The organism is Sorlinia euscelidii (assembly GCF_036452135.1).
GTDB classification, from domain to species: domain Bacteria; phylum Pseudomonadota; class Alphaproteobacteria; order Acetobacterales; family Acetobacteraceae; genus Sorlinia; species Sorlinia euscelidii.
In genome coordinates this window covers 327,282-339,672 of sequence record NZ_JAWJZZ010000001.1, presented here as the reverse complement: position 1 = coordinate 339,672, position 12,391 = coordinate 327,282, and the positions used below count along the sequence as shown (strand labels likewise).

Genomic DNA, 12,391 nt, shown 5'->3' with positions numbered 1-12,391 from the left:
TTGTGACAAAAGGGAGGGCGCTTTAAGAGAGACGGAAATCTGATTAAAGTGATCTGACAAGCAAGAGAGGCTCGAGACATCATGACCCTTCCCTACCGTCGCGTATTGTTGAAAGTATCCGGTGAGGCCCTGATGGGTGACGGATCTTTCGGGATCGATCCGACGGTTGTCAAAACCATCGCGGCGGATGTGGCGGAGGTGGCGCAGCAGGGGCGCAGGTCTGTCTGGTGATTGGTGGCGGCAACATCTTTCGCGGTGTAGCGGCGGCGGCAAAGGGGATGGACCGCACGCAGGGCGATTATGCCGGTATGCTTGCGACGGTCATTAATGCGTTGATGATGCAGAATGCGCTGGAAGCGCTCAATGTGGATACGCGCGTCATGTCCGCCATCCAGATGTCCGCCATTGCGGAGCCTTACATTCGGCGTCGTGCCGTGCGTCATATGGACAAAGGGCGAGTCGTGATTTTCGCCGCCGGGACGGGTAATCCGTTTTTCACAACCGACACGGCCGCGGCCCTGCGCGCAAGTGAAATGGAATGCGATGCGCTCTTCAAAGGGACGCAGGTTGATGGTGTCTATTCCTCCGACCCGCGAAAAGACGCGGCTGCGCAGCGCTATGACACGCTGACCTATATGGATGTTCTCTCACGCGACCTTAATGTGATGGATGCGGCCGCGATTTCCCTCGCGCGTGAGAATAGATTGCCCATCATTGTTTTCAATATTCACGCGCCCGGCGCATTTCAGGATGTCATGCGCGGGAAGGGGCCATTTACGCGGATTGACGCGGCGGTATAAAAGCCCACACGACGTAAAAGAGGTTTCGAGGAGGAGAACCAACCATGTCCACTGGACTTGACGCGCTACAGGACGATCTGACCCGTCGTATGGAGGGCGCGATTGACAGCTTCCGACGTGACCTTTCCGGTCTGCGCTCGGGCCGCGCCAGTCCCAACCTGCTTGAGCCTGTGCGGGTCGAGGCTTACGGGAGTGAGGTGCCTTTAACCCAGGTGGGCTCCGTCGCGGTGCCGGAAGCCCGGATGCTGAATGTTTCGGTCTGGGACAAAACGCTGGTCAGCGCTGTGGAGCGGGCCATTCGTGACGCAGGGCTGGGGCTGAACCCGGCTTCCGACGGCCAGACTGTCCGCGTGCCGATTCCGCAATTGACGGAAGAGCGTCGGGTGGAGCTGGCCCGCGCGGCGGGACGCTATGCAGAAAATGCACGTATCTCTATCCGCGGCGTGCGCCGGGACGGGATGGAGCAGATCAAAAATCGTGAGAAGAAAGGCGATATCAGCCAGGATGACATGAAGACATGGTCAGACGCTGTGCAGAAACTGACCGATCGCTTCATTAAAACGGTTGATGAGACGCTTGCCGAGAAGGAAAAGGAAATCAAGCAGGTATAAGAGCGTAACGTGCCCATCGTGTCGACAAAGCCTGTCCAGACTCGCGCGACGTCCATCGCGAAGCCGAACCACATTGCTTTCATTATGGATGGCAATGGGCGTTGGGCACGCACGCGCAAAAAACCGACGGTTTTTGGACATCGCGCGGGCGCGGATGCTGTGCGGCGCTGCGTGACGGCCGCGCTGGATCACGGTGTGTCCTACCTGACCCTCTATGCGTTTTCTTCCGAGAACTGGCGTCGCGCGCCGGATGAGGTGAGTGATCTAACGGCGCTTCTGCGATACTATCTGCGCCATAAGGTGGCGGAACTTCACGCGGAAGGCGTCAGGTTGCGCGTCATTGGCGAATTATCGCGTTTTGAGACGGATCTCGCGGATGAAATCCGCCGGGCGGAACAACTGACCTCCCGAAATCAACGCCTGACACTCGTCCTTGCACTTTCCTACGGTGCGCGAAGCGATGTGCTGCAAGCGGCGCGCAAGCTGGCCCTCATGGCGTCCGAGGGGAAGATCGACCCCGGCACAATCACGGAAATGCAATTCGCCTCCTGCCTCCAGACACAGGGCCTCCCCGACCCGGACCTGATCGTCCGGACAAGTGGTGAGCAGCGTCTCTCCAATTTTTTGCTGTGGGAAAGCGCCTATTCCGAACTGGCCTTTCTGGATGTTTTCTGGCCTGATTTCACGGAAAATCACTTTGAGCAGCTCCTTTCTGATTACGCATCGCGTGAGCGGCGTTATGGTGGGCGGCTTGATGAGGAGGCATGCAAGTGAAAACGGGACAGGCTCAGTCAGGGCATTGGTCCGACCTTCGGTCACGCCTTCTTTCCGCTGCGGTCATGATTCCGATTGTCGCTTTCGTTCTCATCAAAGGGGGGGTGATTTTCGGGCTTGCGATGGCGTTGCTCGGTGCCGGGCTTGCCTATGAGGGCGCGACTATGCTGTCCCAGTCAGGGGATGACATTTCGCAATGGCGTCGTGTCCTCCTTTGTGCCTGGCCCGTCATCTGCGTCGCCATGGCGCAACGCGGCGCATGGAGCGAAATCATCTATGTCTGTAGCGTGTCATGGATTTTCGGCTGGCGCTGCCTTGGGCTGATCGTGCCGATCTGCCTCGGCGTCTCAAGCCTTGTCTATCTTCGTTTCTGGCCGGAAACCGGGCTGATCTATGCCGGCTTCGTCATCACAGTCGTGGTGGCAAGCGATAGTTTTGCCTATCTTGCCGGACGCCTCATCGGTGGCAGAAAGCTGGCCCCGCGTATATCGCCCAATAAAACATGGTCAGGCGCGCTGGGCGGGTTATCAGGCGCTGCACTTGTCGGGCTGGGCTGGGCGGTCATCTTCTCACCCGGTTGCCTCTTTGGCGGGTTTTTTACCGGGGCTTTTCTCGGAATGGTGGCGCAGGCAGGTGATCTGGCGGAAAGTGCGACCAAAAGATGGCTGGGTGTCAAGGATTCCGGGCGTCTTATCCCGGGGCATGGGGGGCTTCTTGATCGTCTGGACGGGCTCCTCGTCGCGGCGCCTTTCGCGGCCTTGCTGACAATCGGCGTGACCCATCAGCCTCTCTGGTGCTTTGCGTTTCTCTCTTCCTGGCAGGATCTGATTTCGGCTTTTCTTCCATGATCTTTTATCGTTTTACGACCGGAGTTTAATTTCGATGTCCACCCCCCCACGCAGCGTCACCATTCTGGGAAGCACGGGCAGTATCGGTTGTTCAACGATCGCGCTGATCAAGGAACAGCCCGCCCTTTACCGCGTACGGGCCCTCGTTGGCGGGCGCAATGTTGCCCTCCTGGCGGAACAGGCGCGTGAATTACGGGCAGAATATGCCGTGATCCATGATGAAGCCCTTTTAGGTGCGCTCAAATCCGCCCTGAAGGGCACGGAAACGACATGCATGGCAGGGCGTCAGGCGGTCATTGAGGCGGCGTCCATCCCGGCGGATTATACGATGGCGGCCATTACCGGTGCCGCGGGGCTTGAGCCGACTTTGGCAGCGACGGCCAATGGGCGGGATATTGCCCTCGCCAACAAGGAAGCGCTTGTCAGTGCGGGCGATGTCATGCTGCGCGTTGTCAAAAAGGCCGGTGCGACATTGCTGCCTGTCGATTCAGAGCATAATGCGATTTTCCAATGCCTGCAGGGTAATCACGCGCAGGACGTCGAGAAAATTATCCTCACCGCATCAGGCGGCCCGTTTATCCGTGCTGATCTGGAGGAAATGCGCCGCGCAACACCTGAAAAGGCACTGAAGCACCCGACATGGACCATGGGGGCAAAAATCACGATCGACTCCGCCACGATGGCCAATAAGGGGCTTGAAGTGATTGAAGCGGCGCGGCTTTTCCAACTTGAAGATGCGCAGATCGACGTGCTGGTGCACCCGCAATCCGCGGTGCATGGACTCGTGCAATATCGGGATGGCAGCCTGATCGCGCATGTCGGCGCCAATGATATGCGCGTGCCGATTGCGCACACGCTGGGCGGCCATCAGCGCCTCGCTACAAAAGCCCCGCGCCTTGACCTCGCTGAGCTGGCGACGCTGAGTTTTGAAAAGCCGGATGAAACGCGTTTCAAGGCACTCCGTCTCGCCCGGCAGGCGCTGCGTGCGGGCCATGGTGCGCCGACAATTTATTCAGCCGCGAATGAGGTGGCGGTGGAGAGCTTCCTCCAGCGTCGGATCGGCTTTCTCGATATTGCGGAAGTCATTGAACACACGCTTGAAAAACTTGGCGCGCCGGCCATTGAAAGCCTGGACGCCGTGCTCCATTGGGACGCGGAAGCCCGCAAACTCGCTCAAAGCTGCATCTCAAAGCGAGATCGGCCCGTGTCCCGACGCGCCGATGTTTCCCCTCATATTTAACTTCCTCAAGTGAGATCGACACTGTGATGCACAGTCTTATTGCCTTTGCCTTTGTTCTCGGTGTCCTGGTTTTTATTCATGAATTAGGTCATTACCTCGCCGCAAAATGGCGGGGTATCAAAGTGGATACGTTCTCAATCGGGTTTGGGCCCAAGCTATGGACGTGGCATGATCGTACCGGCACGGCCTGGTGCATCAGCGCCATCCCTTTGGGAGGCTACGTCAAACCACATGGCTTTGAGGGGCCGGAAGATGCCACACCGGCGCAACAGGCCGCGTGGGAGAAGGGCAGAACCTTCCATGAGAAGGGCGTCGGCTCCCGAGCCCTTGTCATTGTCATGGGGCCACTCTTCAATTTCCTCCTCGCTTTCATTCTTTACATCGCTTTATTCAGCTTTTTCGGTCAGCCGAAGCTGAGTGATCGCATTGCGCAGGTCATGCCGGATAGTGCCGCGTCCCGGGCAGGGGTGAAGACGGGCGATGTCATCACGGCCATTGGCGGCCTCAAAATGCTGAATGTGGGCGATGTCCGTGCTGAAGCTTCCAAGCGGGCGGGTGAGGTGACGACCCTGCAGGTCCGTCGGGAGGGACAGATCCTGTCCCTTCCCATCACGATCGGGCGGGACCCGGCGGCGAAAGATGCGGCCCATGCCGGCTTGATGGGCGTGAGTTTCAAACTTCAGCCCGGCGCGCCACTCCATTTCAAAGACGCCGTCGTCACGGGCGCGCAGCAGGTCTGGGATGTGACTGTGCAGACCTTGCAGGGCGTTGGCCAGATGCTGACAGGGCAACGAAGCTCACGGGAACTCGGGGGCGCCATCCGTATCGCTCAGCTTTCGGGTGAGGTGGCGCATCTGGGGGTCGCAAGCCTTCTGAGTTTCATGGCGGTGCTTTCGATCAATCTTGGCCTGATCAATCTGTTCCCCATCCCGATCCTCGATGGCGGGCGGCTGGTCTTTTATGCGTTTGAAGCGGTTCTGCGGCGGCCCGTTCCGCGGAAATTGCAGGAAATGGCTTATTATGTCGGGTTCGCGCTTATCGCCGCGCTCTTCCTCTTCTCGACTTTTAATGACCTCCTGAATATCGGGCTTTTTCGCTGGCTACGCGGTGCATAACGTTGCCTCGTGGCGCAGGGTCACAAGCTGCGACATAAAGGGCATAAAATAGGCCGTTTTGGCGCGGACCGCATTGCAAAACGCGCAATTATCTGGGATGACCTTGTCTCAGAGATTGTCATAATCGGAGAATGTGCATCTTGACGTGTAAGCGCCTCGTCCTAATGGCTTCGATTTGCATCTTCTCCAGCGTGTCGGAAGATGCGCTCGCCCGCCGCGACGCTTCTGACGCCGAGGCGAATCGTGCCGCGCGCGCCCATGGGCGTTCCGACATGGTTGAGGTCATCACGGTCAAGGGTAATCACCGTATCGAGACAGGCACCATCCTGTCCTACATGGTCGTGCAACCTGGGGATCGCTTCAGCGCGGATGAAATCGACCGCACCTTGAAGACGCTTTATGCGACAGGTCTCTTCAGCGATGTGACGATCAACCGCGCGGGGAATGAGCTCGTCGTCAATGTCGTTGAAAACCCGATCGTCAATCGCATCGCCTTTGAAGGAAATAGCGCGGTCAAGGATGCCGATCTCCAGAAGGAAGTCGCCCTGCGCCCACGCGCTGTTTTCTCATCGCAGGCCGCGGCCGCGGATCGTCAGAAGCTGCTAGATCTCTACGCATCGAAAGCGCGCTACGGGGCGACTGTCATCCCGCAGATCATTAAGCTTTCCCATAATCGTGTCGACGTCATCTATAAAATCAATGAGTCGCGTCAAACGCTTGTTTATAAGGTCGTTTTCGTCGGCAACAAGGCCTTCTCCCAGGCCCGTCTCGCTTCTGTCATCTCCTCAAAAGAAACGGAGTGGTATCGCTTCTTCTCCTCTTCCGACGAATATAATCCTGAGCGCATGAAGTATGATGCCGAGCTTATGCGGCGCTTCTACCTTCACAATGGCTATGTTGATTTCCGCCTGGAGAACGCGACGGGAGAGCTTTCTGCGGATCGCAAGAATTTCATCATCACTTTCACCGTGCATGAAGGGCCGCGTTACCACATCGGCAAGATGGATGTCAGCTCAAGCCTCAAACACGTTAAAAAAGAGGATGTTACGAAATATATCGAGCTCTTCCCCCATCAATGGTACGACGGCACCGCGATCACTAAAAATGCGGCAAGCATGCAGGAGAAGCTCCAGGCGAACGGCCATCCCTTCGCGATGGTGCGCACGGATATTGCCCGCAACCCGGAGAAGAAAACGGTCGACCTTCTGTTTGAAGTCATGGAAGGCCCGAAAGTCTATGTTGAGCGGATTGATATTAACGGGAATACCGTCACAAAAGATGATGTGATCCGGCGGCAGCTGCCGATGGCGGAGGGCGACCCTTACACGCCTTTCGACAAGAAATACTCAAAGGCCTCACTTCAGGATCTCGGCTTCTTCAAATCCGTCTCGGTTGATCAGTCTCAGGGTTCGGCGCCCGATAAATCGAATATCGGCGTCAACGTGGTTGAAAAGCCGACCGGTGAGTTCTCTCTTGGTGGCGGGTATGCAACGGATGTCGGGCCAATCGGGAATGGCTCCGTCAAGCAGCATAATCTTCTTGGCACGGGCATGGATGCTGGTGTGTCCGGCTCGATCGCTTATTGGCAGAAGCAGGCGAACGTCTCTTTCACGGATCCCTATTTCCTTGGTCGCAACATCGTCGCGGGCGCGGATATTTTCTGGATACAAAATACGAACCAGACCTATCAATCCTACAACCAGGATCAGATCGGCATGACATTCCGGTTCGGCTATGCATTCAATAATTATCTTTCACAATCCTGGAGTTACTCCTTGATTGACCGTCATGTCAGCGTCGGCAGTTATCTTAGTAAATATGCGACGAAGAATAATGATTACGCCTATGTGCCGTCGATCTATGTCAAGGAGTCCATCGGCTGGTCGCTGCTTTCCCAGTTGAGCACGACCCTGTCATATGACCGGCGGGATAACCGCATGACGCCACGCCGCGGCTTTGTTCTGCGCCTGACCGGGGATTTTGCGGGGCTTGGCGGCAATGTCAAATATGCCCGCGGGAAAGCGGACGGGGAATATTACGTCCCGCTCGATAGTCTGACCGGCACGCATGATTGGGGCCTGCAATTCAAGGCCGGTGCAGGTTATATGGGGGACTGGAGCAAAAGCGGCGATGTCAGCATCATCGATAACTTCTATCTTGGTGGCGCCAATCTTCGTGGCTTCCTGCAAGGTGGTGCCGGGCCGCGCTCAGCCCATGAGCTTTATTACGTCAATGGCCAGAAGCAATATCGCCCTATTGCCGGTCAGGAAGATCTCATTGGCGGTCGCTTCATTTACACGGCTTCCGCGCAGCTTAATTTCCCGCTCCCTGCAGGAGACGCAATCGGTATTTCAGGGCGTTATTTCATTGATGCAGGTAGCCTTTCCGGGCTGCGTCTGCGTCATCGACACACAAACCCGAGTGACAGTGATTATACGCCAATTTCCGGCAATAGTATGACTCCGCGCGTCTCGACAGGTTTCGGCATCACCTGGAAGAGTCCCTTTGGTATGGTTAATATCGATGCCGCCGTCCCGATCAGAAAATCCAGAAACGATCGTCTTTACCCGCTTCGTTTCGGTTTTGGTCAGCAATTTTAAGCCGGGTAAAAATCCGCGTGGTGTCGAGATACATTCTAGAGGAGTTCAGGGTCATGGCCATTTCAGGTCGATATATTGCTTTGGTCGCGATGCTTGGTGCGAGCTCGACAGCCAGCCTCGCGGCGCCATCAACGCCTGCCGCCCAGGGTGGCTGGTTTGTGCCAAAAGCCTCTCACCCGCGAACCCCGCCCCGGCACGTGCGCCCGCTCCCGCGCCTGCGCCGCAAAACCAGGCTGAAGCGCAACCGTCCGATGCGCCGCCCATCCTGCCAGCGCCGCCAATCCCTGATTCCCCGGACCTGCCGAAGGCCGCCCCGCCACCGCCGGCCGTTATCGGCGTCATCAGCATCCCGACCGTTATGCAAAATTCCGTCGCCGCGCAGGAGGCCCAGCGTGTCCTCGGTGCGCGCCGTGACAAATTGGCGGAAGCCGCGCAGAAGGAGCAGGCCAGTTGGCGGGCTGAACAGCAGAAGCTTCAGCAAAATGCCCGCACCCTGTCGTCAGAGCAGATCCAGATCCGTGAGCGTCACTTGCAGGAGCGACGGGCGCGCGCGCAACGGGATTTCGCCAATCGCGCCCGCATCATTCAGGAGGCGGCCAATGTCGCACTCAACCAGATTGAGCGTGAGCTCGTGCAGATCGTACGGCAGGTGGCCGCTTCGCACGGCATGAACCTCGTTTACCACGGTGAGCAGGTCGCGCTGCACGTTGAGGGTCAGGACATTACGCAGGAGACGGCGCAGCAGCTTAATAAGATTCTGCCACATGTCTTTATCCCTGCAGCGGATGTTGATCCCGAGGTTCTCGCGAAATCCGGCAAAATGCCGACAACTGCCGATATTGAAGAGGCGGGCATGTCGCCCCAGGCGAAAGCGCAGGCAGCCTCATCCGCACCTAAATCCGTACTCCGCAGCAAGAAATAACTCATGACGGTTCATGATGAGACGGGTCTGCCGGGTGATCGCCGTTTTTTTAACCGTGCGGGCCCCTTCAATATCACGGTTCTGGCCGAGAAGGCTGAGGCGGAAGTCAAAGCTGGGCCCGACGCGCCATCCGGGCTTGCATTGCACGGCGTGGCACCCCTGCAGGCGGCGACAGCGGCGGAAGTCAGTTTTCTCGATAATCGCCGCTACCTGCCACTTCTGACGGCGACTCGCGCGGGCGCGGTGATCGTAACTCCCGCTTTCGCGGATAAGGTCCCGCCTCATTGCACGGCTCTCGTCACTAAAAACCCTTACCTCGCATGGGCGCGCGTCGCGACACTCTTTCACCCGCGGCGCAGCGTCCGCCCCGGCATTCATCCAACGGCTTCTGTGGCGGAGACAGCCCTTATTGGCAGAGATGTGGAAATCGGCCCCTTTGCCGTCATTGAAGATGGCGCAAAGCTTGGCGATCAAGTTGTCATCTCAGCGCACAGTGTTGTCGGGGCCGGCGTGCATATCGGGCGTGACAGTCGTATTGGTGCACATGTATCTCTGGAATATAGTCTCATCGGAGAGCGTGTGATCATCTACCCTGGCGCGCGGATTGGCCAGGATGGCTTTGGCTTTGCTGTCGGACCGTCCGGTTTTGAGGCTGTTCCGCAAATCGGGCGCGTGATTATTGAGGATGACGTTGAAATCGGCGCTAATTCAACGATTGATCGTGGCTCAATGCGTGATACTGTGATCGGCGCGGGGACGCGCATTGATAATCTTGTGCAGATCGGCCACAATGCCATGCTCGGCAAATGCTGTATCGTCGTCTCCCAGGCGGGGATATCCGGTTCGACAGAACTTGGTGATTTTGTGACGATTGCGGCGCAGGCCGGTCTTATCGGCCATATCAAGATCGGCGCTAAAGCCCGGATCGGGGCGCAATGCGGGGTGATGTCGGACGTTGATGCGGGCGCTGACATGATCGGGAGCCCGGCCATGCCCTTCCGGGAATTCTTCCGCAATGTGGCATGGGTGCGCAAAGCGACGAAAAAAGACATGGAGAAAAAAGAGGCCGGATCAACCCCGCCAGTCTCCGAGAAACCTGCCATATAGCGCTGACGACCGGATTTTGTTAGATTGCCTTCAGTTCATTCCAGCCACACAACGTCACAAGTTGAGATGTCGTGACAAGTTATGGCCATTGAGTTTAGGAAAATAACGTGAGTTCGAATTCTGATGCGACGGGAAAAGGGGAGGGCGGCGCGGTGCAGGAAGCCGGACAAGGCTCTATACACATTGATTCGATCGATATTGCGCGCATCATGGCGTCGATCCCGCATCGCTACCCTTTTTTGATGATTGACCGTATGGAGAAAATCCATCTGCCGAAACATGGGCACGGCAAGATTTCTGCAATCGGGGTCAAAAACGTCACGATCAACGAACCGTTTTTTGCCGGGCATTTTCCGTCACATCCGGTCATGCCGGGTGTTCTGATCGTAGAGGCCATGGCGCAAACCGCGGCGACGCTGGTCGTGCTGTCGCAAGGGCCGGACGCTGAGGGGAAAATTGTTTATTTCATGACGATTGAAAGCGCCAAATTCCGCAAACCTGTCGGTCCTGGTGATCAACTCCGTATCCATATTGAGGAAATTCAACGGCGTCGAAAAATATGGCGGTTCGAGGGGAAGGCGTTTGTGGATGGCCAAATAAGGGCAGAGGCGATCTTCAGCGCCATGATCAAGGACTGATTTACGTCTGAAAGTGCTTTCGATGTCTGAACCATCGCGTCTCCCTTCCATCCATCCAAGCGCGGTCATCGCGCCCACGGCTCAGATCGGTGAAAATGTCGAAATTGGTCCCTGGTGCGTCGTGGGTGCGAATGCGGTCCTTGAGAGAAATGTCAGGCTGCATGCCAATGTGATCATTGACGGGCATACGGTCCTGCGTCAGGGCGTGGAGGTCTTCCCCTTCGTGACCATCGGCATGGCCCCGCAGGACCTTAAGTATGGTGGTGAACCGACAAGTTGTGAGATCGGCGCGTGCACCATCATCCGGGAAAATGTCACGATCCATCGTGGCACGATCCAAGGCATATCCATGACAAAAGTTGGCGCACATTGCCTGATCATGGCCAACTCCCATGTCGCGCATGATTGCGTTGTCGGAGATGGGGTCATCATCGTCAATAATGTCGTCATGGGCGGACATGTTGAGATTGGCGATGGCGCGCGCATTATGGGCTCGGCGGCGATGCATCAATTTGTCCGGATCGGACGCGGTGCGCTTGTTGGAGGTCTCTGCGGCGTGGAGGCTGACGTCATTCCCTATGGATGTGTGCTCGGAAACCGCGCCCGTCTGGTCGGGCTGCACTGGATCTGGCTCAAAAGGCAGGGTGTCTCACATCCTGAAATGAAGCAGATGCGGCAGGCTTATCTGGATCTCTATCCCCGCTATCTTGACGCGTCGCGGTCACCGTCCAACGCGGGGTCGGATGCTGATTCAGAGGTTTTTGCCAGCCGACTGGCTCAGGTCAAAAAAAATTATGAAAATAATGCCCGCGTGAAAGAAATCATAGATTTCATGGAGGTCAAAAGCCGTCGCGGCCTTGTCAAAGTCTCGGGACTTCGTCGACGGGAAGGCGAACCATTTCAGGATTGACCCCCCTAGAATAGGCATTCTGGCAGGCGGCGGGCCGCTTCCCGCCCTTGTGGCCGAATCCGTGACGGCACAGGGGGGAAGTGTCTTCATCGTGGGTTTCGAAGGCTTTGTGGACCCGGACCTCATCGCGCATTGGCCTCATGGCTTCTACCGCCTTGCGGCAGCAGGCCAGATCATCCGGGCGTTGCGCGATGCGGGATGCCGGGACATCGTCCTGATCGGGCCTGTCAAACGTCCTGCTTTGCGTGATCTCAAGCCGGATAAAGAGGGAGCACGCCTTCTCGCCCGGATGGGCCGCGCCGTTTTCGCGGGGGATGACGGTCTCCTCGGTGCCATTGTGCGTGTCCTGGGGGAGGAAGGATTCAATGTGCGTGGCGCGCATGAATTCTTAACGCAGGCATTGGGACCGAAAGGCGTTTTGACACGACTCTCTCCTTCCTCGGATGACGCGCAGGATATTCGGCATGCGGTTGAGGTGGTCAAGGCGCTGGGCAGGTTGGATATCGGACAGGGCTGCGTGGTGCAGTCCGGGCTTGTCCTGGCTGTGGAAGCGCTGGAGGGCACGGACGCCATGTTACAGCGTTGTGCGGCCTTGCGTCAGCCAGGCCCCGGGGGTATCTTGCTCAAAATGTTAAAGCCGGGGCAGGAGAAGCGTGCCGATATGCCAACGATCGGGCCGCGCACTATCGAGCTTGCTGCTGAAAGCGGGCTGGCCGGTATTGCCTATCAGGCTGATGCGGTGCTCTTTACAGATCTGGCGCAATGCGTGGCTGAGGCCAATGCGCGTCGTCTCTTTCTGATGGGTATTGAGCCCCTTTAAACATAA

General features: G+C 57.3%; 10 protein-coding genes and 2 pseudogenes. All 12 read left to right on the top strand.

Annotated features, from left to right (window positions below):
* The first annotated feature begins 81 nt into the window (after positions 1–81).
* The 12 genes and pseudogenes from pyrH (at position 82) to CGLAMM_RS01600 (ending at position 12,385) form a co-directional block, all read left to right on the top strand.
* A pseudogene (gene pyrH / locus CGLAMM_RS01655) lies at positions 82–800 on the top strand (UMP kinase).
* Positions 801–844: 44 nt separating this feature from the next.
* Positions 845–1,411, top strand: a complete 567-nt coding sequence (gene frr, locus CGLAMM_RS01650) for a ribosome recycling factor (protein ID WP_394819619.1) — start codon at positions 845–847, stop codon at positions 1,409–1,411.
* A 9-nt stretch (positions 1,412–1,420) separates the two neighbouring features.
* Positions 1,421–2,185 carry a polyprenyl diphosphate synthase gene (gene uppS, locus CGLAMM_RS01645; protein WP_394819620.1) on the top strand — a complete coding sequence of 255 codons (765 nt, stop codon included), beginning with the start codon at positions 1,421–1,423 and terminating at the stop codon, positions 2,183–2,185.
* Positions 2,176–3,033, top strand: a complete 858-nt coding sequence (locus CGLAMM_RS01640) for a phosphatidate cytidylyltransferase (RefSeq protein WP_394819621.1) — start codon at positions 2,176–2,178, stop codon at positions 3,031–3,033. Before uppS ends, CGLAMM_RS01640 begins: the two co-directional genes overlap by 10 nt.
* A 34-nt stretch (positions 3,034–3,067) precedes the next feature.
* Positions 3,068–4,273, top strand: coding sequence for a 1-deoxy-D-xylulose-5-phosphate reductoisomerase (gene dxr / locus CGLAMM_RS01635; RefSeq protein ID WP_394819622.1), 1,206 nt, complete (start codon positions 3,068–3,070; stop codon positions 4,271–4,273).
* 26 nt (positions 4,274–4,299) lie between these two features.
* Entirely contained in the window at positions 4,300–5,388 is a 1,089-nt protein-coding gene (gene rseP / locus CGLAMM_RS01630; RefSeq protein WP_394819741.1) for an RIP metalloprotease RseP, read from the top strand.
* Positions 5,389–5,552: 164 nt separating this feature from the next.
* Positions 5,553–7,988 (top strand): outer membrane protein assembly factor BamA, encoded by a 2,436-nt coding sequence (bamA, locus tag CGLAMM_RS01625; RefSeq protein ID WP_418115272.1) that lies wholly within the window; start codon positions 5,553–5,555, stop codon positions 7,986–7,988.
* A gap of 53 nt (positions 7,989–8,041) precedes the next feature.
* Positions 8,042–8,910 (top strand): annotated as a pseudogene (locus CGLAMM_RS01620) (OmpH/Skp family outer membrane protein).
* A 3-nt stretch (positions 8,911–8,913) separates the two neighbouring features.
* Positions 8,914–10,017, top strand: coding sequence for a UDP-3-O-(3-hydroxymyristoyl)glucosamine N-acyltransferase (gene lpxD, locus CGLAMM_RS01615; protein ID WP_394819624.1), 1,104 nt, complete (start codon positions 8,914–8,916; stop codon positions 10,015–10,017).
* Positions 10,018–10,169: 152 nt separating this feature from the next.
* Positions 10,170–10,655 carry a 3-hydroxyacyl-ACP dehydratase FabZ gene (gene fabZ / locus CGLAMM_RS01610; RefSeq protein ID WP_394819742.1) on the top strand — a complete coding sequence of 162 codons (486 nt, stop codon included), beginning with the start codon at positions 10,170–10,172 and terminating at the stop codon, positions 10,653–10,655.
* 22 nt (positions 10,656–10,677) lie between these two features.
* On the top strand, positions 10,678–11,565 hold the full coding sequence (gene lpxA / locus CGLAMM_RS01605) for an acyl-ACP--UDP-N-acetylglucosamine O-acyltransferase (protein WP_394819625.1): 888 nt from the start codon (positions 10,678–10,680) through the stop codon (positions 11,563–11,565).
* Positions 11,561–12,385: an LpxI family protein gene (locus tag CGLAMM_RS01600; RefSeq protein ID WP_418115354.1), complete on the top strand. Its 825-nt coding sequence runs from the start codon at positions 11,561–11,563 to the stop codon at positions 12,383–12,385. The genes lpxA and CGLAMM_RS01600 overlap by 5 nt, the downstream gene beginning before the upstream one ends.
* Positions 12,386–12,391: the final 6 nt, after the last annotated feature.